19 protein-coding genes are annotated in these 21,939 nt (G+C 57.1%); 13 read left to right on the plus strand and 6 right to left on the minus strand.

From position 1 onward, the window contains the following. Positions 1-41 precede the first annotated feature (41 nt). Positions 42-1,733: an aspartate-alanine antiporter gene (gene aspT / locus RDL77_RS13500; protein ID WP_288193283.1), complete on the plus strand. Its 1,692-nt coding sequence runs from the start codon at positions 42-44 to the stop codon at positions 1,731-1,733. A gap of 10 nt (positions 1,734-1,743) precedes the next feature. Continuing rightward, on the plus strand, positions 1,744-3,342 hold the full coding sequence (locus RDL77_RS13505; protein ID WP_288193284.1) for a bifunctional aspartate transaminase/aspartate 4-decarboxylase: 1,599 nt from the start codon (positions 1,744-1,746) through the stop codon (positions 3,340-3,342). 32 nt (positions 3,343-3,374) lie between these two features. Here RDL77_RS13505 and RDL77_RS13510 read toward each other — a convergent pair whose 3' ends face one another. From RDL77_RS13510 to RDL77_RS13525, 4 genes are all read right to left on the minus strand, one after another. Further along, positions 3,375-5,093: a histidine kinase gene (locus RDL77_RS13510; protein ID WP_288193286.1), complete on the minus strand. Its 1,719-nt coding sequence runs from the start codon at positions 5,091-5,093 to the stop codon at positions 3,375-3,377. A 401-nt stretch (positions 5,094-5,494) separates the two neighbouring features. After that, the gene (locus RDL77_RS13515) at positions 5,495-6,076 is read right to left on the minus strand and encodes an OmpA family protein (RefSeq protein WP_288193287.1); all 582 of its coding nucleotides are present in this window, start codon (positions 6,074-6,076) and stop codon (positions 5,495-5,497) included. Between the two features lie 27 nt (positions 6,077-6,103). Further along, complete coding sequence (locus RDL77_RS13520) at positions 6,104-6,529, minus strand: cysteine rich repeat-containing protein (protein ID WP_288193288.1); 426 nt, start codon at positions 6,527-6,529, stop codon at positions 6,104-6,106. 299 nt (positions 6,530-6,828) lie between these two features. Further along, a complete protein-coding gene (locus RDL77_RS13525; protein ID WP_288193289.1) occupies positions 6,829-7,590 on the minus strand; it encodes a transporter in 762 nt (253 codons plus the stop codon). Positions 7,591-7,852: 262 nt separating this feature from the next. On the opposite strand from RDL77_RS13525, the gene RDL77_RS13530 reads away from it, so the two are divergent. Next, positions 7,853-8,659, plus strand: a complete 807-nt coding sequence (locus tag RDL77_RS13530) for a hypothetical protein (protein ID WP_288193290.1) — start codon at positions 7,853-7,855, stop codon at positions 8,657-8,659. Between the two features lie 81 nt (positions 8,660-8,740). Here RDL77_RS13530 and RDL77_RS13535 read toward each other — a convergent pair whose 3' ends face one another. Next, positions 8,741-9,001, minus strand: coding sequence for a hypothetical protein (locus RDL77_RS13535; protein WP_288193291.1), 261 nt, complete (start codon positions 8,999-9,001; stop codon positions 8,741-8,743). Positions 9,002-9,211: 210 nt separating this feature from the next. On the opposite strand from RDL77_RS13535, the gene RDL77_RS13540 reads away from it, so the two are divergent. The 10 genes from RDL77_RS13540 to RDL77_RS13585 all read left to right on the plus strand — a co-directional run bounded on the left by RDL77_RS13540 (position 9,212) and on the right by RDL77_RS13585 (position 21,372). Next, positions 9,212-10,003: a hypothetical protein gene (locus RDL77_RS13540; RefSeq protein WP_288193292.1), complete on the plus strand. Its 792-nt coding sequence runs from the start codon at positions 9,212-9,214 to the stop codon at positions 10,001-10,003. A gap of 211 nt (positions 10,004-10,214) precedes the next feature. Beyond that, a complete protein-coding gene (locus RDL77_RS13545; protein WP_288193293.1) occupies positions 10,215-11,885 on the plus strand; it encodes an arylsulfatase in 1,671 nt (556 codons plus the stop codon). 57 nt (positions 11,886-11,942) lie between these two features. Next, entirely contained in the window at positions 11,943-14,489 is a 2,547-nt protein-coding gene (locus RDL77_RS13550; RefSeq protein ID WP_288193295.1) for a fused MFS/spermidine synthase, read from the plus strand. Next, positions 14,486-15,457, plus strand: coding sequence for a MoxR family ATPase (locus tag RDL77_RS13555; RefSeq protein ID WP_288193297.1), 972 nt, complete (start codon positions 14,486-14,488; stop codon positions 15,455-15,457). Before RDL77_RS13550 ends, RDL77_RS13555 begins: the two co-directional genes overlap by 4 nt. 5 nt (positions 15,458-15,462) lie before the next feature. Beyond that, the gene (locus RDL77_RS13560; RefSeq protein WP_288193299.1) at positions 15,463-16,428 is read left to right on the plus strand and encodes a DUF58 domain-containing protein; all 966 of its coding nucleotides are present in this window, start codon (positions 15,463-15,465) and stop codon (positions 16,426-16,428) included. A gap of 1 nt (position 16,429) precedes the next feature. Further along, complete coding sequence (locus RDL77_RS13565) at positions 16,430-16,924, plus strand: DUF4381 domain-containing protein (protein ID WP_288193300.1); 495 nt, start codon at positions 16,430-16,432, stop codon at positions 16,922-16,924. Next, positions 16,911-17,918 carry a VWA domain-containing protein gene (locus RDL77_RS13570; protein ID WP_288193301.1) on the plus strand — a complete coding sequence of 336 codons (1,008 nt, stop codon included), beginning with the start codon at positions 16,911-16,913 and terminating at the stop codon, positions 17,916-17,918. Before RDL77_RS13565 ends, RDL77_RS13570 begins: the two co-directional genes overlap by 14 nt. Beyond that, a complete protein-coding gene (locus RDL77_RS13575) occupies positions 17,915-19,477 on the plus strand; it encodes a VWA domain-containing protein (protein WP_288193302.1) in 1,563 nt (520 codons plus the stop codon). The genes RDL77_RS13570 and RDL77_RS13575 overlap by 4 nt, the downstream gene beginning before the upstream one ends. Further along, positions 19,474-20,790, plus strand: a complete 1,317-nt coding sequence (locus RDL77_RS13580) for a hypothetical protein (RefSeq protein WP_288193303.1) — start codon at positions 19,474-19,476, stop codon at positions 20,788-20,790. Before RDL77_RS13575 ends, RDL77_RS13580 begins: the two co-directional genes overlap by 4 nt. Positions 20,791-20,961: 171 nt before the next feature. Next, positions 20,962-21,372 (plus strand): DUF2177 family protein, encoded by a 411-nt coding sequence (locus RDL77_RS13585; protein ID WP_223615783.1) that lies wholly within the window; start codon positions 20,962-20,964, stop codon positions 21,370-21,372. A 71-nt stretch (positions 21,373-21,443) separates the two neighbouring features. Here the strand turns inward: RDL77_RS13585 and RDL77_RS13590 are convergent. Beyond that, positions 21,444-21,939: alpha/beta hydrolase (locus tag RDL77_RS13590; protein ID WP_288193305.1), on the minus strand; the 496-nt coding region annotated here is incomplete at its 5' end.

Genomic DNA, 21,939 nt, shown 5'->3' on the forward strand with positions numbered 1-21,939 from the left:
GGAAAACGTCAGCAACCCGCGGCATCTACTGGAGGGAATTGATGAACTGGATTCATGAAGTTTTTCGCCAATCACCTGAAATCGCGCTCTTCCTGTCGCTGGCCGGCGGTTACGCGATTGGCAAGATCCAGTTCGGCAAGTTCCAGTTGGGCGGCGTTGCAGGATCTCTGCTCGTCGCGGTTTTGATCAGCCAGGTCGGAGTCTCGGTTGACAACGGGGTCAAGTCGGTTCTTTTCGCACTGTTTATCTATGCGGTCGGCTTTGAAAGCGGCCCGCAATTCTTTCGTTCGTTAGGCCGCCAATCCTTGCGCGAAATTGCCATGGCTGTCGTTCTCTCGGTCAGTGGTCTTATTACCGTTGTGGTGCTTGCCCGGATGTTTGGTCTCGATAAGGGGCTGGCAGCGGGCATCGCATCCGGAGCACTCACGCAATCCGCTATTATCGGCACGGCAAGCGCAGCCATCGGCAAGCTTGGTCTGGCAGCAGACGAGGTGCAGAGACTGCAAGGCAATGTGGCCGTCGGATATGCGGTCACCTACATCTTCGGTTCTTTCGGCGCCATCATAGTCTGCGTCAATATTCTTCCAAAGCTCATGGGCCGCAGCATCAGAGACGATGCGATCAAAGCTCAGGCCGCGCTGCTGGCTGGCGCACAGATGTATGGACCGGGAGAACACCCGGCTGCACCCGATCTCGTTGGCCGTATCTACCGTGTTGGCAAGGCAGCAGGGCGGACAGTTGTCGAGGTTGAGAATGCCGGCGCGAGCGACGCGGCGTTTACAATCGAAAGGATCAAGCGAGCCGGCGCACTGATCGGCGTGCAACCCAATCTCACGCTTCTGGCCGACGATGTCATCCTTCTTGTTGGCAGACGGGCCGGTGTCGTGAATGCGGCCGAAGCAATCGGAACCGAATTGCAATCGTCCGAGGGCATGGATATCGTTGTCGTCACACGCGACGTGACAATCAACAGCCCGGCATTCATCGGCAAGACCGTGGCCGAGATCAAGAAGGCCGCGACGGCGGATTTGCGTCACGGCATCTATGTGACGGGCATCAAACGTGCCGACAAACCCCTGCCGCTTAATCCCGACACCAGAATTGAGCCGGGCGATGTCGTCACTCTCTATGGCACGGATCAGGATTTACAACGCGCGTCCAGATCGATCGGCACGGTCATTCTGCCGAGTGATAAGACGGATTTCGTCTTCCATGGATTGGGCCTGGTTGCCGGCTTGCTTGTCGGTCTGATTGTGCTTCGTATCGGCTCCATACCGTTGACGCTTGGCAGCGGCGGCGGCGCTTTGCTGTCCGGTCTTCTCTTCGGCTGGTATCGCAGCCGAAACCTCGCGATCGGCAACATGCCGACCGGCGCATCGACGCTTCTGCGCGATCTCGGGCTGGCGGGTTTCGTTGCGGTCGTGGGACTTCAATCCGGCCTGCAGGCGGTGCAAACGATCGCAACGAGCGGCCTTTCCATTTTTCTCATCGGCGTCGTTGTGACGATCCTGCCGTTGATCATCACCATGCTGTTTGGCCGCTATGTCCTGAAATATGACAACACAGCCATTTTCGCCGGTGCCCTTTCCGGCTCGCGCAGCGCCAACCCGGCCTTCGGGGAAATTCTCGACAAAGCTGGAAATTCCATTCCCACCGCGCCCTTTGCCATAACCTACGCCCTTGCCAACGTGTTCCTGACCCTGCTCGGCCCTCTGGTCGTCGCATTTGCTTGAGGAGACAATCATGCCCCGCACCGATTACAGCCAATACGCCAAGCTCAGCCCCTTCGAATTGAAGGATGCCCTTATCAAAGTTGCCTCAGCGCGGGAAAACCGGTTGATCCTCAATGCCGGACGCGGCAATCCAAACTTCCTTGCAACTTTGCCGCGGCGCGCCTTTTTCCGCCTCGGCCTGTTTGCCGTTGCCGAAGCAGAATTGTCCTTTTCCTATATGCAGAATGGCGTTGGCGGTCTGCCGAAGATTGAAGGGATCGAAGCCCGTTTCGAGCGGTTCATTTCCGAGCATCGCGCGCAGCCCGGTGTGGTTTTCCTGGGACGCGCCCTCAGCTATGTGCGTGATCAGCTTGGCCTTTCAGCCTCCGACTTCCTGCACGAGGCTGTCGAAGGGATTCTCGGCAGCAACTATCCGGTGCCGCCGCGCATGCTTCGAATGAGCGAAGAGATCGTAAAGCACTATATCGTCAAGGAAATGATCGGCGGGTTCCTGACCTCAAGCGATATCGATCTGTTCGCGACCGAGGGCGGAACGGCTGCGATGACGTACATCTTTAACTCGCTGAAGCAGAACAAGCTCATTGCGGCCGGCGATAAAGTCGCTATCGGCATGCCTGCCTTTACCCCCTACATCGAGATACCCGAACTGAACGATTATCGACTGAAGCAGGTTCACATCAATGCCGATCCCGGTGCGGGGTGGCAGTATCCCGATGAAGAACTGGACAAGCTTCTCGACAAGGACATCAAGATCTTCTTCTGTATTAATCCAAGCAATCCCCCTTCGGTCAAGCTCGACACCCGGAGCCTGGAGCGGATCACAAAGATCGTCGCGGAAAAGCGTCCCGACCTGATGATCCTTACGGATGATGTCTACGGCACCTTTGCCGATGATTTTAAATCTCTCTTTGCCACCTGCCCGGCCAACACGCTGCTGGTTTATTCGTTCTCCAAATATTTCGGTGCAACCGGCTGGCGTCTTGGCGTCATTGCGGCACAGCAGGGAAATATCTTTGATGCAAAATTGAAGGCGTTGCCGAAATCGGACCGCAAGGAACTGGAAGAACGGTATTCGACATTGGTGCCCGATGTGTCGAAGCTCAATTTCCTCGACCGGCTGGTTGCCGACAGCCGCACCGTAGCGCTGAACCACACCGCCGGCTTGTCGACACCCCAGCAGATCCAGATGGTCCTGTTCTCGCTCTTCGCGCTCATGGACGAGAGCGATGGCTATAAGGCGGAGCTGAAGAAACTCATCCGCCGCCGTGAGGCCGCTCTTTATCGTGAACTCGGCCTGTCGCCCCGGCCGGACGAGAACGCGGTCGACTATTACACACTGCTCGATCTCGAAGACATTACCAGAAGACTATATGGCGATGCCTTTGCCGATTGGGTCAAAAAGAATGTCGCGCCCACCGAGCTCCTGTTCCGCATTGCCAACGATACCGGCATTGTCCTTCTTCCAGGCAGCGGTTTCGGCACGCGTCAACCCGCAGGGCGTGTGTCGCTGGCCAATCTCAATGAATATGAGTACGCCAATATCGGACGTTCACTCCGCCAAATGGCTGACCAGATTTACGCGGACTTCACGAAAAAACCGAAGAAATAGACTTTGTTCAGCAAACGGCGATCTCGCTACAGCTAGCCAGGCACCTGTACCGAGATCGTCGTACCCTGTTTGCTTGTCGAGATATCGAGCGTGCCGTTCAACGGACGAAGACGCGCCTCCATGCCGGACAGGCCAACACCTATGCTGACGCGCTTGCGTCGTTCGATGCCGACACCATTGTCTCTCACCGTCAAGGAAAGACGTGAATCTGTCGTCGTGCTGTTCCGGACAAGCCTGATGACGGCTTTTGTCGCCTTGGAATGCCGGTAGATGTTGGTCAGGGCTTCCTGCACAATTCGAAAAAGGGCAAGTTCGACACCCGCCGGCGGCCGTTTTACGCCAAGAACAGGATCGACCCGCAACTCGATGTCCATGCCACTTCGTTCCTCAAATCCTCCGATGAGGAGTTCCAAAGCATTCGGCAGCCCGGATTCATCCAACATGGGAGGATGCAGCAGATAGGAAAGTGTCCTCAACTCATTGTTGCTGAGCGAAATCAGCTGGGCCGTGCGGGACAATGCCGACGACGATTCCGCGTTAAGCTCTGGCAGATTGGATCGAAGATTTTCCAGTTCCATGGCCGCGCCAATCAGATGCTGACCTGTCGAATCGTGCAGGTCCCTTGCAATGGAACGCCGCTCTTCATCCTGCGAAACGAGAAGCTTTTCGCCAACCTCCCGGAGCGATTGGTTTGAGCGCAACAAGGCGATTGACCGACTGCGCGCGAGCCATGCCGTCGTTATAAAGGCAGCCAATGCCGTCCCCAACACGAGGCCGTAGATGCGAACCGATTGCCGCCAGCCCTCCATCAGGGCGTTTTCATCGATTCCGTATGTTACATAAAACGGGAAGTCGAGAATTTTTCGGTAAGCGACGATGCGGTCGATTCCTTCCGACGACGTAACATGATGAACTTCGCCCGACTCCGGGTTCCTGGCGATTGCCGCCGCAAACCATGCCGGCGCGGCTGCACTCCCCTCCCAGAACGGAACATTCACCACGACGTCGCCGTTCACACGCAGCAATTGGGTGGCATCCGTTTGGGAGGCGGCGCCATTGAACAATCTTGAGAAATAATCGATGGGCATCGTGATCAATATCAAGCCATCGAACTTGCCATCGGGACGGCGCACCGCTTTGCTCATGGTCAAAGACGGCTTTCCATACACACGCCCAATCAATGGTTCGCCCATGAACGTTACGTCCGATGTATCGTCGCGATGGAAACGAAAATAATCCCTGTCGGATACATTCAGGGATTCTGCCGGAAAGCCTTCACTGTAGGATACAAGCATACCCTCGGCGTTAACCAGCGCAATTACTCCGGAGTGTTTCAAATACTGTTTTTGCGTTGCCAAATGTTGTGAAACCCGCACTGAAGCGGCAATTTCAGCCCAGGGGATCGCACCGACTTCAGTCGTAATGTCGTTCAGCACCATGTCATTGGCTTCCAGAATCTTGCTGACATAGGCTTCAAGCAAAGCAGTTTTCTGGCGCAACTCGATTTCCGCCTGGGAGATTATCCTTCCCCGGCTTTCAATAGCGCCGACGACGAAAACCATGACGATAACAAAAACGCTTAGCAGCATAAAAAAACCGTAAGACGACAGCGGCAATCCCGACGTATCGGCGTGAGTGCCGTTCGAGAGTGCGTTTCCGCGTGGCGCTATCAAGCCGCAACGTCGAAGCAGATCGGGTATCAGTTTAATGCCCCAGCGGTCGCCATGTCTGCGTAATATCCTCAATGTCATATCCGAACAAAATCATGGGAACTTTCGTGATTCGATGTCCCTTGCTGGCTCTATAAAGTAGATCTATCCGTATATGAAAATATTACATTATAAAGCGGCGACGTTGATCAGCACAAAATTTATTATGCAGTCTATACACAATTCAGCTGATAACCCTTACTGGTGAAAAAGCCACATATTCCAGTAAATACAAATCAGTTCAAACTGAAACTTACTGCCACAGCAATAATACCCCTAATTATGAACTGGCAAGAATCCGTACTGTCTTCCCACCTCCGGAGCGACATGGATTATCTTCACGCTTCAACCGGCTCCCAGCTCTTGTCGGGAACGAAGGTCATGGTGCCGGCCATTTGCCGGACGCGCTGCGAATGGTCGCAATCACCCGCAGCGCGCATCTGCTATTTCTTCACGGCGGTAAAAGTCCCGAGGTTGAAAAGCTGGACCCGGCGATTGTCTGCCGCTGTCGGATTGGACCCTTCGATCGGATATTCCTGTCCGACACCGACCGCAAACAGCCGTTCGGGCTCGATTGCAAACGTCGTTGCAAGAGCGTCCTTGATGGCGTCTGCTCGCTCCTGGCTGAGCTGAAGATTATGCTTGGCGTCACCGGTCGAACTTGTATGTCCGACAATGAGGAACTTGTACTTCAACAGGTTGGGATGGTGGAGCGCGTCCGCGAGCAGTCCGATTGTCCGGTAAGAGCGCGGCTCGATCGCAACGGAGTTGTTGTCGAAATTGAGCTCGACGAGCATCTGCGGAAGTTTGCTGACCTTGTTCCAGTTCGGCAGGGTTTGCAGGTTCTGTCCGGGGTTGCCCAGCGCCTCCTGCCGAAGCAGTTCAACATCGATGATTGGAGCGGCTTTCGTGACCTTGCCAAGGCTGGCGGTGATCCGCTGCTGGGTCACTTCCTGCGCAGAGGCGCCGATGGGCTGGAACATGATACCGGCTGCGATGATGATGCCAAGTCGACGAGCGAACATTGTCTTTTCTCCTGTGGGGCGCATGGTTCACCGCCATCCGGCGTTGGTGATTGCCTGGTTGCATTCGCCGCTGACGATCTTCTGTGTCTTGATCAGGCAGGACAGTTGGTAGCCGTCGCCCTTGATACCGCGGCAATGCCGGGCGATGTCGCCTTTGCAGACATTGAAGTAAGCGGTCTGGGCTTCCCTGCGCTGCCCGATGGAACCAGCCACTGCGTTGAACGACGACGTACATTTCGGCGAAATCTTCGCAGCGTTCTTCGCAAGACAGTTTGCAATCGCTCCATTGCCAAGGTTCAGGCCGGCACAGAACTTTTTGATATCCGGACCGCAGTCATTGGCAAGCGTCGTTACGGCATCGCCATAGCTGATGGTCTCGGCACGCCCGGCGGCGCTCAGTGCAAGAAAGGCGATGACGGCCGCCCCACCCAAAACGATAAATCTGTTTGACATGTCTCGATCCTATCCACTCGGTTTTGCGTGCAGTCCATAGGTTGATCCGGTGCTCCGGTTCATCGGCTGGCCGTAGCGACGATGGCGTGCGACATGGCTTCCAACGATCACCAGCAGCTTCAGATATTCCAAGCTGAACGAAGCAAAATCGCGCGATGTGCGAAAGTACGTAACCGTAACAGCAAGCGCAGGCGAGAGATTGCATCGGGTGCGAAGCGATCCCCCTCCCGCTCCATCCGGGAACAGCGTCGATCCACCAGTGTATAAGCTGCATCCCGCAACACGGGCGGATCTTTGGGCTATGGCTTCGGCCGGCCGCTGGGGAACAGGAAGGTGATTCCCGATTTTATGCCCCACTCCGGTGACTGATCCGGTCCTTCAATCCAATATTTTCCGCCGATCGAAAGGCTCACCGTCTGCTCGCCGATCTTGACAATCTTTGAAAAGGATACGGAGGCCGGGAGGCTCCAGTTCTCGCCTGTCCAGTCATAGGATGCGTCCAGGCTGGCGGATATCGTCCGGCCCTTTCCGATATGCCACGCAACGAAAGGCTGGACTTCCGACTGATTGACATCGGGCCTTCCGGATGACCCAAAGAGCGACCACATGTGATCGAAGGACGCTCCGGTCGTCACATTCTCGGTTTGAAGCAGCAGCAGGCCGGATGGCCCCGCCGAAAACTTGCCGGAGCCGAACATCGCATTGGTCGCAGTCGGGAACGACAACTGCGGTCCGAATGCCCAGATAAACGCTCCGTGCGATGACGGCGTGAACGACAGGTTCTGGCTTATGTCCCCCAACCCAAAACGGCCAGCGTCAGGTCCTGCCGGGTCGGAATAGGCAAATGGTATGTCCGTGTGCGAGATGAGATTCCAGTCCGCATTGAGCGAAAACGGGATCACGGGCTCGATATCCAAGGTCTGATAGAACCCGTGGCCGGCACTGCTGTTCGCAAAATCACTGTCACTGTGAACCGGAACACTGATCATGAACGAAGCAGGATTTGACACCTTTTTCGCCAGTTCGTCAGCGTCATCGGCATGGGCACTGGCCTGGGCCATGACAAATCCGGACACCAGCAGAACCGCTGCTGACAAAGAGTGTCGAATACGCATCGTTATCAGCCTTGCACCTGAATCCTGGGACGGTCCTCGTTTCATGGTTCAGGATGCCATCCGTCCGCCCTCGGTGAAAAGTACGTTACGGTTACGCTCAAATCCCAAGCGCGGCGGTTCAGTTGAATGTGTAACCGTAACGTACTTCGGAGGCTCATGCCTGCTGCACTAGGGTGTCCTGACGATCCGCCAACCGAAGGCCAGCCTCATGAAATCAGCCGCCGTACTGAATCTCACCCTGCTCGCTGCGATGCAATGTACTGCAGCAACGGCCCAACAGGTTTCCAACGACGAGCTGAACAAATCCAACAATCCTCTGAATCCTGCCATAACGCTCAATTTTCATAACTATTATTACCCGCCGACCAGTGGACCGGTCAGCGTCGATGGCAATACGCTGTGGCTGCGCGGCATGGTGCCCGCGATGATCTTCGATACTCCCAACCTTTTCCGGTTTTCCATGCCGTACATCACGGAGCCGACGCTTGGCGACGGACACACATCCGGTTGGGGCGATCTCGTCGTGTTCGACGTTCCGGTTTTCGAGCAGAAGGGCTGGGCGTTCGGTGTCGGCCCCCTGTTCAGTTTTCCCACCGCAAGCGAGGATCGCTTCGGCAGCGGCAAATGGCAGGCAGGTGCGGCGGGCGCGTTTGTCGTACCGCGCGACTGGGGGCTTATCGGCGGCTTGGGAACCTATCAGAAATCATTCGCGGGGGATGAGGACCGGGCCGATGTCGAACTGGCTGAGTTTCAGCCGTTCATTTTTTATAACCTGCCCAACGGTTTCTATCTGCAGTCGACAGCGTCATGGACATACAATTTCGAGAACGACAATTGGGCAATTCCCGTTGGTCTTGGCGTTGGAAAGATGTTTCAACTGACCGACGATCTGAAAATGAACGCGTTTGTTGAACCGCAATATACCGTAGCCAGTGAAGGTATCGCGCCCGACTGGAAGGTCTTCTTCGGGCTGACGTTCTCCTATTCGCTGGATAAGTTCATCAAGAAGCAATAGCGGCTGCCACGCGGTGCAAGTCGGCTTGGAAAAACCCGCCAGCCGGGAGCTGGCGGAACCCCCTGAAAAGCATACTTTCCGCTAAATGGACCGGCTTTTGAGATTTATACATAAATCAATGACTTCACTCTCGATTTCGGAGCAAATGGTTTCATACTCCCTGATCAGGCCTGCGTTTGACCTTGGATCACGGTTCAGTTCGTCAAGTGCAGTCGTCGCATCATCAAACGCGTCGCACAATCCCATAAGTGCCTTGTTTTTCGCGCTCTCCATTTGCAGCTGCCCCCGCATCGCAGGCAGCTTCAGCATCAATTTCCAAAGTCCTCGCTGTGCCGATGCCATCTGAATCACTTTCGTCTGACCCGCCCCGTATAGGTCAGGCATGCTCCAGCGAGCAGCCAGCCTGATACATGATGTATCGGCAAAAATAATATGGCAGTACGTTACGGTTACTTATCCGGACAATACACATTGGTTGAATGTAACCGTTACGTACTCACATCCGGACAACGGCATGAATATCCTTCCGCAATCAAACGCGGAGAGCCCTTCATGAAATTTATCGCCCTTGTGACAGCCGTTGTGGCCAGTATTCTCTCCGCCACCTGTTCTTTTGCCCAACAGCATGAGGATGTGAATGCTGCCAACAACCCGCTCACGCCCAAAATAACGATCAATTTGCATGATTACTACGTGCCCGAGCTTTCCGGGTTGCCGGGTAACCGCTATGCCAATCAGTTCCTGCTGCGCGGCCTGATACCATCAGACATGTTCGGCGCTCCGCAGTTACTCCGGTTCACGCTGCCAGTGGCGACAGCGCCGGAATTTCCGGCGGGATACAGCACGGGGCTCGGCGATCTCACCCTGATGGACCTTTTTCTGGTCCCCGGAAAAAAAGTGTCGTTCGGTTTAGGCCCTCTCATTGTGCTGCCGACGGCAACGGATGACGTGCTTGGATCCGGCAAATGGCAGATCGGTGCCGCGGGCGTTGTTGTCGCTCCCCAGACCTGGGGGTTGCTCGCGGGATTGGCCACCTATCAAACCTCGTTTGCCGGTCCGGATAGCCGCGAGGATGTTTCCCTTGCGACATTCCAGCCGATCGTCAATTTCAATCTGAAAGATGGCTTCTATCTCCGTTCCACGGCCACCTGGAACTTTGATCTGGAAAGCGGAAACTACTCGATCCCCGTCGGGCTTGGCGTCGGCAAAGTGTTTCAAATCAACGACAAGGTCACGATGAATGCGTTCGTCGAGCCTCAGTATACGGTGTTCGACCATGGCGCCGGCAATCCCGAGTGGCAGGTATTCGCCGGGGTCAATTTTCAGTTTGCACTCGGGAAGTAAATCCCCCGCCATTTCATACACGCCAGCCGCTGGACGATGGCAAACCACGGTTGGTCGCACTCCGAACCTCATTCGTAACAGTAACGTACTTCCGGCAACTTCAAGGGTGGGAAACGATGCCGGCAACCGCGCTTTGCGGCCGGTTCACCAACCTTACCGGGAGACCACGACGTGAGCCACACCACAATCTGCAACAGGAGGTTGAATCATCATGACAGCTGACCCCGAGCACAAGCGCGCGTCCCTGTGGAGCGCCTGCATACCGCGAGGAATCAGAACCAAAACAGTGCTTTTGGCAACTGCGGCGGCTTTTACCGCCATCTCATTCTCTCAATGGCAGGGCACTCAGCCTGCATATGCGCAAGAGGCGGCCAAACCCAATATTCTTGTCATATTCGGTGACGACATCGGCCAGTCCAATATCAGTGCCTATACTGACGGCTTGATGGGCTACAGGACGCCGAACATCGATCGCCTGGCCAAGGAAGGTATGAAATTCACTGACTACTATGCGGAGAATAGCTGCACTGCAGGGCGTTCCTCCTTTATCACGGGCCAAACTGTGCTGCGGACAGGCATGTCGAAGGTCGGTGCCCCGGGTGCGACCGTAGGACTTCAGGCACGGGATATTACGATTGCAGAGGCACTCAAGCCGCTTGGTTACGCCACAGGTCAGTTCGGCAAAAACCATCTCGGCGACAAGGATGAATTTCTGCCGACAAACCATGGCTTTGACGAATTCTTCGGGAATCTCTACCACCTCAACGCAGAGGAAGAGCCTCAAAGGCCTTACTGGCCCAAAGACCCGAACGATCCGTACGTGAAGAATTTCTCCCCGCGCGGCGTGCTCAAAGCCACAGCTGACGGCAAGATTGAGGACACGGGCGCGCTGACCACCAAGCGCATGGAAACCATCGATGATGAGACCACCGGCGCTGCCATGGATTTCATCAAGAAACAAACGAAAGCAGGCAAACCGTTCTTTACGTGGATGAACACGACCAGAATGCATGCCTTCACCCACGTCAGGTCTGAATATCAAGGTCAGAGCGGAATGGTCGGCAACGAATATGCCGATGGGATGGTTGAACACGATGGAGATGTCGGAAAACTCCTCAATCTCCTGGACGAACTGAAAATCGCCGACAACACGATCGTCATCTACACCACCGATAACGGTCCCAACCAGTGGTCGTGGCCCGACGCGGCAACGACGCCGTTCCGCAGCGAAAAGGACACCAACTGGGAAGGCGCATTCCGTGTGCCCGCCTTCATCCGCTGGCCCGGCAAGATCAAGCCGGAAACCGTGAGCAACGAAATGTTTTCGGGGCTGGACTGGTTCCCGACGCTGCTGGCCGCGGCGGGCGACAAGGACATAAAGGAACGCCTTCTCAAGGGCACGACTCTCGGTAGCAAAAACGCCAAAGTCCACCTCGATGGCTACAATCAGCTTCCGTATCTTACCGGCGAACAGCCCAAAAGCGCCCGTAAGGAGTTCTATTACTTCGACGATGACTCCAACCTTGTGGCCATGCGGTTCGATGACTGGAAGATCGTGTTCTGCGAACAAAAGACACCAGGTGGTTTGCAGGTATGGCAGGATCAGTTCAGTTGCCTGCGTCTTCCCAAAGTCTTCAACCTGCGAATGGATCCGTTCGAGCGCGCTGACATCGTGTCCGATCAGTATAATGATTGGCTCGCCAAGAACGCTTACCTGACGGCTATGGGCACGATGAAAGCCTCAGTATTTCTCGAGACCTTCATCGAGTATCCGCCAAGCCAGAAGCCGGCGAGCTTCTCGGTCGACCAGGTGGAAAAATCTGTCCACCAAAAGATCGACGCGATCCTTGAGAAAGCTGCGGAACAAAAGAAAGCCAAATAATCCTGGAGAGGCCGCCTCTGGCGGCCTCTTCCTCTCGTTATGCAAGGAGGCATCCTGATGACCGCCAATGCGGACCTGCAGCCGAATAGGCACTTTCGCGACAATGCAAGCGACATGGCTGAAAGCCACGCTGCCATCGGCGCATCGCTGTATATCGGCATATTGCTGCTGTTTCTCTCCGGATTCTCGTCTCTGGTATTCCAGGTCGTATGGATCAGGCAGTTGTCGCTTGTCGTCGGCGTGGATGTCTACGCCGTGACGGCGGGAGTTGCAGCATTCATGGGAGGGTTGGCGCTTGGCGGCATTGTATTCGGCAGGCAGTCCGACAGGCACGCGAGGCCGCTTGCTCTCTATGCCGGGCTCGAAGCGGCAGTGGCGTTCTGCGGCATTGGTTTAACAATATTACTTTCACATTATGCGCTACCGTTCGTAAAGCTTGAGACGTTCTCGCCGGTTATCGCCTGGTCGACCGTCTTCATTCTTATCGCAACTCCGGCCGTTCTCATGGGCGGCACGCTGCCGGCTCTGATGCGCTCGGTGACATCGATCAGCCATAATATCGGTTCGGCGGGCGGTCGCCTCTACGCGGCCAACACCGCCGGTGCGATTGCGGGCACGCTGGCTGCCGCGTTCATATTGATCCCCTCATTGGGTATTTCAGGTGCAGCCTATATCGCCGCCGGCTGCAGCATTGCCGCTGCCGCAGGATCGTGGGCCATTCCCCGACGCGCGCCTCCCGCAGTGCAGACCGTCCAGAATTCCCAGCCCCACACCGGCGACGTGCGTCTCGCACTCGCACTTTATACTGTCGCAGGCGCGGTAGCCCTCGGCTATGAGGTTGTCTGGACACAGTCCATTGTGCAATTCATGAGCACCCGAAATTTTGCCTTCGCCATCGTATTGGCGACTTATCTGTTCGGGCTTTCCCTCGGTTCTGCTGTAATGGCAGGCAAAATCGATCGTTTGAAAAACCTTTGGAGCACGCTGGGTCTTCTTCTTTCCGGAGCCGGGCTTGCCGCCCTGATCTCGACAGCACTTTTGGGAAACTGGATCGTTACGGCACAATCGCTGGCGGAATACTGGGTTCTGAATCTCACCGGTAGCCAGCTCGCCGGAATGTCCGCCAGGTTCACGATAGCTGCATTCACGACCGTGCTGCCCGCCACCGTCCTCTTGGGTGCGGCATTTCCGGTGGTGTTGAAAATTGTGGCACGGGATGGCCGCACAGGCCGCAGCGTGGGCCTTGTCAGTGCCTGGAACACCCTGGGAAGCATAGTCGGAACGGCGCTGACAGGATTTTTTCTGATCCCCAGCTTTGGCTTTATCGGTTCGCTCGGGCTTCTCGCTGTCATTGCGACAGCAATTGGTATCATCGCAGTCTACCGGAATATCGCTGCCGTTGCCTGGCATCGCGCTGCAGCATTGGCGTTTTGTGCCATCGCCGTGGCCCTCACCTTTCTGCTCCCCTCGACACGCTTTGCGGATCTCCTGGCCCAATCGCGCGGCGGCAAGCTGGTGTTTTACGAAGAAGGCCTCGGTGCCGCAGTGGCTGTACTCGAGCAGGGAGGCGACAAGAAATTCAGGAGACTTTACATTCAGGGCGTTTCCAACACCGGGGATTCATTGCCGTCACTGCGCTATATGCGGCTTCAGGCGCTGATACCTTTGATCAGCATGCCGCAGCAGCCGCAATCGGCTCTTGTCATCGGGTTGGGCACCGGAATCACGGCGGGTGCCGTGCTTACCTATCACGGCCTCGAACGGAGGGTCGCAGCCGAGCTTCTGCCGGCCGTCACGCGGGCGACAAACCTGTTCGCCGGAAACAATCATGCCGCATCCGATCCACGACTGGATATCCGTCTGCGCGATGGAAGGCGTGAACTGCTTGCAAACGCCGACAGGTACGACCTGATAACGCTTGAACCCCCGCCCCCGTCAGCAGCGGGCGTGGCAAATCTCTACTCGACAGACTTTTATCGCCTCGCGTCTTCCAGGCTGCGAAGCGGCGGGCTGGTGGCGCAATGGCTGCCCCTTCCCACCCAGAATGACGAGGACACCCGGTCTCTGGTGCGCAGTTTCCTCGATGTGTTTCCGCATGTCGGACTGTGGACCACCGAACTTCATGAAATGATGCTCGTCGGTTCGCAGGAACCGCTGCGTTTCGACCTCCCGCGCATGCAGGCCCGGTTCGACCAGCCCGATGTCAAACAGGCTCTTGCGGAAGTGGGCGTGAATTCCCTTGCCGGACTGATGGCGACGTGGGTAACCGACCGGGCCGCACTTGAGACTTACGTCGGCGATGCCGTAGCGGTTACCGACGACTACCCTCGCATCGAGTATGGCTCCTGGGTGCGGCCTGACTCGTTCGCGGTCACGCTTCCCAAACTCATGGACCTCGCAAAGGAGCCCGTCATCGATGGCGCAAGCGCCGAGTTCATCAAGGCGATGCAGGAGGAGCGCGGCAAACTCCACACGTTCTACAGGACGGGCCTGAGCGCCTATAACGGCGACCGCGCGGGGTGGCAGCGCAATGCCGCGCAGTTGCGCGGAGGCGTCGCCGGGAATGCGTACTACTCATGGTTTTTCGGCGGAGCGACGGAATGACCGCACGTGACGACATTACACTCCTTGGCAAACACATTGGCGAGTCCATCATTGGCCAGCAGGCGATGGTTGAACGCCTGTTGCTTGGCCTCCTGGCCAACGGCCATCTTCTCGTCGAAGGCCTGCCGGGACTGGCAAAGACAAGAGCAATCAAAAGCTTGGCGAAGAATCTTGATGCTTCACTGTCGCGCGTGCAGTTCACGCCCGATCTGCTGCCGGCTGACATAACAGGCTCGGAAATCTATTTCAGCGAAGGCGGCAAGGGCGAGTTCAAATTCCAACAGGGCCCCATCTTTGCCAACCTTATACTCGCCGATGAAATCAACCGCGCACCCGCCAAGGTCCAGTCGGCCCTGCTCGAGGGGATGGAAGAGCGCCAGGTGACGGTGGGAGGCAAGAGCTATCCCCTTCCCGATCTTTTCATGGTGATGGCGACGCAAAATCCGATCGAGCAGGAAGGCACCTATCCTCTTCCGGAAGCCCAGCTTGACCGCTTTCTCATGCACATCGAAGTCGGATATCCGGATGAGACGTCCGAAGCAGCGATCATGCGACTGGTGCGAAGCGAGGAGAACGCACAGGTGAAAACGGCCAAATCCGCCCGGAAAATCAGTGCCTCCGCGGTGTTCGATGCCCGCAAGGCGATTGGCAATGTAACCGTGGCCAAGGCTGTTGAGGACTATATGGTGGCCCTTGTATTTGCCACGCGCTATCCGCTGAAGCTGGACAAGGATCTGGCCAAGTGGCTGCAGGTTGGCGTGAGCCCGCGCGGGGTGATCGGACTGGACAAGGTTTCGCGCTCATACGCCTGGCTCAAGGGGCGCGACTATGTCACGCCCGACGATGTCAAAGCCGTTGTTCACGATGTATTCCGGCATCGGCTCATACTTTCCTACGACGCGCACGCCGCACGTATATCACCTGATGCAGTGATCGACCGGATCGTCGAACTCGTGGCTGTGGCTTGAATGCCATGGTCATGCGTCCCGCCCACGTGCAGAAAACCACAAGCGGCGTTTATGTCACCGTAGACGATCTGGCCAAGCTGGAGATGGTGGCCCGCAACCTGACATTTCTGCAGAAGACCACCGTGCAGCAGTCTTTGGTCGGACGGCACAACTCAAAAATGCGTGGCCGCGGGCTGACCTTTGAAGAATTGCGTGAATATCACGCGGGCGACGATATCCGCACCATCGACTGGCGCGTTACGGCCCGGACAGGAAAGCCGTTCGTGCGGATTTACGGCGAGGAGAAGGAGCGTCCGGCGCTTATTGTCGTTGATCAGAGGACGAACATGTTCTTCGGCAGTCGCCGCTCGATGAAATCCGTGACTGCGGCGGAAGCCGCGGCGCTTTGCGCATGGCGCATATTCGGTTCCGGAGACCGTGTCGGCGGCTTTGTCTTCAACGACGAGAGAATTGATGAACTGCGGCCTCACCGCAGCCGCGAAGCAATTTTCGCCCTGTCGACCAGAATATCCGCGATGAATCAGGAATTGACGGCGGATACGCCGGCAAGGCGGTCCAGTGGACAGCTCAATGCCGCGCTCCAGGCCGTCGCCAGCGTGGCGGATCACGATCATCTGATTGTGATCGTCAGTGATTTCGACGGCCATACCGACACGACCAAGGACATGCTGCTGCGGCTGGCGACGCACAACGATGTGCTGGCAATCCTGGTCTACGATCCCTTTCTGCTTCAACTCCCAACCAGCGGCGGGATCGTCGTCAGCGGGGGCTCCACGCAAGCCGAACTGGCTTTCCAGCGGCCCCAGATGCGAAGCGCGATCGGCGAATTCGCACGTCAACGCGGACGCAACCTTCTCGCCTGGCAAGTCGAACTCGGACTGCCGATGCTGCCGGTTTCATCCGCCCAGGAAACCGCGCCGCAATTGCGCAGTCTGCTCGCGCAGGCGGCATGGCGACAGCGGAGACGGTGAGATGGCCGAACTTGCGCCAATGCCCGATGACCTCACGGAAACTGCGCTGAAAACGCTCGCAGACATTGCGCTCCCCCCTGACGTGTCGTGGATGCCGCAAACCTGGGGCTGGGCCGTGCTTGCCGGTGCCATTTGCCTTGCGCTTGGATGGAGCATTTGGCGATCGGCAAGGCGGTGGCGGAGGAACCGTTACCGCAGGGAAGCGATCAGCTGCATACGGCAGATGAGCACGGCCGACCTTCCCGGAAGTGTACTGGTCATCTTGAAAAGGACCGCGCTTGCCGCATGGCCGCGCGAACAGGTGGCCTCACTGACGGGAAAGGAGTGGGTGACCTTCCTGGAGCGCACGGCACCCAACCACAGCCTGGACCCCGAGCTTGCCCGTTTCATTGCGGAACTGGAATATGTGTCCGCGAATGCGGCATCGGGCCCGGACGCTTCGCAGCTGAGGCAAGCAGCCATCCGCTGGATCGGAAAGCATCATGTATCAACTTGATTATCCCTGGCTGCTTGTCCTGCTTCCCGTACCACTCCTGATCTGGTGGATCGTGCCGCCTTACAAGGAGCAGACCACTGCGGTCCGCATTCCCTTCTTCGAAGAAGTCGCCCGCGCGGCTGGCGTTGTTCCGACCACGGGATCGCTGGTTTCGCAACGGTCCGTCCTGCAGACTCTATCCGCAAGCCTCGCCTGGATACTGATAGTCCTTGCGCTTGCCCGTCCGCAGTTTATCGAGCCGCCGCTGCAGAAGACGCAACCGCAGCGGGATCTCATGCTTGCTATCGATTTATCCCAGTCCATGGACACGAAGGATTTCCGCGAACCAAGCGGCACCCTGGTATCCCGCGTCGAGGCAGTGCGCAAAGTTGTTGCTGATTTCGTGTCGAAACGGCAGGGCGACCGGATCGGTTTGATTGCCTTCGGCGACGCGCCCTACCCGCTTGCGCCGTTCACGATGGACCATTCCACGGTTCAGACGATGATAGCGGATTCGCTTCCCGGGATGGCTGGACCGAGAACAGCTCTCGGCGATGCGATAGGGCTTGCCATCAAAATGTTCAATGATCCGAGCATTCCGGAAAAGGTGCTTGTGCTTTTGACCGACGGGAATGATACCGCAAGCAAAATGCCTCCCGCAAAAGCTGCCGATATCGCCAAAGCAGCCAAGATTACCGTCCATACAATCGGAATTGGTGATATGAATGCGGTTGGCGAGGACAAGCTGGACGTGGCCATGCTGCAGAAGATCGCTGAGGTCACCGGCGGCCGCTATTTCTTCGGGCAGGATTTGAAAAGCCTGGAAAACGTCTATGCGACCTTGGACCGGATAACGCCTGCCACGCAGAAAATTCTGTCGTGGCAGCCGCGGACCGAGCTCTTTGTCTATCCGCTCGGCGCTGCTCTGGTTCTCCTAGTGGTATTTCATGCACTGGCATGGTTGGGAACGGAATTCAGGAGGCGCCGGGAATTACCCGGTGGAGCGCAGTCATGATCGCCGACTTCCACTTCCTGCGACCGTGGTGGCTGACCGGCATTCCGGCGGCGATGCTGTTCCTTTGGCTGGCGGCGCGGCAAGGTGACATGAGAATAAAGTGGCGCGGCATGATTGCACCGCAGTTGCTCGATCATCTGATTTCCGGCAGGGAGCACCGCGGCGGCATCCGCCCGCATCATTGGATGGCAATGCTGATGGCCATATCGGCGATCGCGCTGTCGGGGCCGACCTGGCAAAAGGAACTGCCGCCGTTTGTGCAGGATGCCGCCGCCCTTGTTGTCGCAATCGACCTCTCGCGGACAATGGATGCGATTGACGTGACACCGTCGCGGCTGGAAAGGGCCAAGCTGAAGATTGACGACATACTGGCATTGCGCCCAGCGGCCAAGACCGCTGTGATCGCCTATGCCGGATCGGCTCATCTCGTGCTGCCGCTGACGGAGGACGCTTCGCTTATCCGGACCTATGTGAATTCCCTGGTCACGCCCATCATGCCCGTCGGCGGCCGAAACACCGCGGCCGCGCTGGAACTGGCAGAAAAAACGCTGGCCGATGAAGAGGCATCTGGCACGATCCTTTTATTGACCGACGGTATCGATTCCGGCTCACTTGCAGTCGTTCAATCGAAGCGGCGAAGCGGGCTCGTGATTCTCGGCATCGGCACTGCGCAGGGAGGCCCGGTCAAGACCGCCGACGGCAGCTTTGCCAATGATGCCAATGGCAGCCGCATCTTTGCCAAACTCGACATCGATGCTTTGAGAGAGTTGCGCAACAGCGAAACCAGCGTCGCCACCTACACGGCGGACGACAGCGACGTGCATTGGATTGCCCAACACATCCGGACGCATTTTGAACAGCGGTCGGATGCCGGCCAAACCCGGTGGCGGGATTTCGGCTGGTGGCTGACGATTCCGATCGCGCTGCTTGCCGCTTTCACTTTCCGGCGTGGCGGGGGCATCCGATGGACCGCGGCCATCCTTGCCTTCCATATGATCACCAGCGCGGATACGGCTCGTGCCGCTGACAACTGGTTTGCGGACGCTTGGCTCACCCGAGACCAACAGGGCCGCCTTGCCTATCAACGCGGGGATTTTCCGGACGCTGCCGACACGTTCGCCGATCCGGCCTGGAAGGGGGTGTCGCTATACCGTGCCAGGAAATTTGACGAGGCGCTAAACGCATTCGCACGCGAAAACACGCCCGAAAGCTGGTTCAATCAAGGCAATTGTCTCATGCAGCTTGCAAAATATGACGCGGCTGTCGCCGCATATGAAAAAGCGCTGGCCGTGCGCAAGGACTGGATACCGGCCAAGGGTAACCTTGCCGTTGCCGAGCGGCTTGCAGCGCGCAAAAAGAAGGATGAGAGCCAAGAGCCACGGGATCCGGATGACGATCCTGATCAGATCCAATTCGATGAAAAGGGTAAACAGGGGAAAAAGGGAGAGGTCAATGTCGCGGAACAGGCGGCGGATATCTGGATGAAGAATATTGCGGTCAGCCCGGCGCAGCTGCTGGCGCGGAAGTTTGCACTCGAGGCGGCGCGGGGTGTGAAATGAGAATCCTTGCTGCAGCCTTTCTGGTGTTGTTCTGGCATCACGCCGCTTTGGCCGCCGACCCTTTTGCTGAAGCGACCATTGCCACGAAGGGTACTTTGGTCGCGGGTCAACAGATTCAGATCGACATCGATGTCTTCGTACCGAATTATTTCACCGCACCGCCGCAATTTCCCGTGTTCGATCTTCCAAATGCGATTGTCACACTCTCCGACGGGCGTGCCCAGAACCTCAACGTCGTCAGGGATGCAGCGCAATATTCGGGAATCCGCCGGACGTATCTCATCATTCCGCAATTGGCGGGCGACTATGCATTGCCGACCGCAGACATAGAATTTGGCTATGCCGCCGTGCCGGGCCAGTCGGTCACGACGAAAGTGCCACTTCCGCCCGCAAGGTTTCATGTGGATGAAGTGCCCGGCAGCGGCGACACCGGGCCCATCCTGGCCGCGACCAGTCTTGAGCTGTCACAGACCTTGGACAGCGACCCCGGCAAACTGACAGTCGGCGACACCCTGGTGCGGACCGTGTCACAGACGGCCGGGGGAACGCAGGCAATGATGTTGCCTCAACCGCATTTTGAAACGCCGGCCGGGGTCAGGATGTACGTCAAACCGCCGCGTTTGGAGAACGGCATCAAAGGAGCCGGTGGCGGATCCGCCAGCAAGCGGACCGACAGCATCACTTACGTCGTAGAGCGCGAAGGCAGCCTGACCATTCCGGGTCTTTCCGTCGACTGGTACGATACAGGCAATGCCAGTCGCCAGCAGGCCAAGCTTTCCACCATTGCGCTCACCGTGAAGGCGGCTCCCGCGACGACGAATGCAATCATTCCGGATATGCCGGCACAACCGCAATCGTCGCGTGCAACTTCGCTGCATACAATAGTGCTTGCCGGGATAATCTTGTCTGCAGCAGTTTTGGCCGCCTGGTTCTGCTGGATCACATTGCCGCGCCTGTTCAAATGGATGGATGCGCGCCAGAAGATGCTTGAACGATCAGAACCCGCCAGGTTCCGGCAGCTCTATCTCGCCTTGAACTCGGACAACCCGGCAGCGGCCTATGCCGCTCTGGGAACCTGGACGGCAAGTGCCGGATACAAGAGCATTGCGGCCTGGGCGGCCGCTACCCAGGATCAGGAAATTCTGAATGCACTTGAGGCTTTTGAGGCGGATTTATACCGTTCGCATATCGCGGCGAACTCCAAAGTCACCATGAACAAACTGGCCTCCGCCATTTTCTCGTGGCGTGACGGCAACGGCAAGCGGCTTGACGTGAAGCACGAGAAGCCAGCACTGCCACCGCTCAACCCCTGACGCGCGAAACTCTTCACCTCAGTTGGAATCTCATCAATCTCATTTGTTCCGTTCACACGAAATGCGGCCATCTCTGATCACCATTGTGACGATGAAGACGCAGCTCGCTTTATCCCGACATGGATGATCCATCCAAAGGCCGCCAGCGTATGAGGCAGAAAGGAATCTTTCATGCTCAAATACGTCATCGCCTACCTCTCGACAGCGGCGCTGTTTCTTGCGGTCGATTTTGTCTGGCTCAGCATCATGGCAAACGGCTTCTACCGCAGCCGGATTCCCGATGTCATTGGCACACAGGCCAACTATCCCGCGGCAATTGCCTTCTATCTGATCTTTGTCGCGGGTATCGTGATCTTCGCGGTCAGCCCCGCATTGGAAAACGGCCGCTGGACAACCGCTCTCGTCTATGGGGCGCTTTTCGGCTTCATGGCCTATGCGACCTATGATCTGACCAATCAGGCGACACTCAAACAGTGGTCCACGATGGTGACGATTGTCGATATGGGCTGGGGTACCTTCGCATCGGCTCTATGCGCAACCCTCAGTCTTCTGTTCACGCGGTGGTTGCTGGCCACGGTTTGACAGGTCGACCTATGTCCTCGCACTCCGCCGTTAAAGTGATGACGATGCCGGAAAGCCTGACGGCGCGCCGGTCATGATCTGTCGTTCCCCCCATGCCCAAGAATGAAATCAACGGTATCGCGCAGTGTCGGCGCAATGAAGCGGATCGGCGATCCTATCGCTCCGATAATGCCGATGTGACCGACACCTGGATAAAGCTTCGTCTGGACCGAAGACCCGACAGACCGCAGTTTCTTCGCAAGCGCCATGCTGTTGCGCGGATAGACAACATCATCGCTCTGCCCGTGCAGCAGGAGTACCGGCGGATTGCCGGGTCGAACCTGATTGACCGGCTGCGTTGATTCCGGCGTCCGCGCCGGGCTGAAAATATCGGCCACTGCTTTATCGTCGAACGGCAGAAAATCGTACGGTCCGGAAATACCGACAAACCCCTTCAGATCACGCGCCGGATTCAGCTTCTGCTCGCCAAGCCACTTCGTGTCCAATGCCAGCATGGCGGCGATGTAGGCGCCGGCCGAATGCCCGATGAGATAGATTTTGTTGGGGTCTCCACCATAGGTCTTACCG

The organism is uncultured Phyllobacterium sp. (assembly GCF_902479695.1).
Classification (GTDB): domain Bacteria; phylum Pseudomonadota; class Alphaproteobacteria; order Rhizobiales; family Rhizobiaceae; genus Phyllobacterium; species Phyllobacterium calauticae.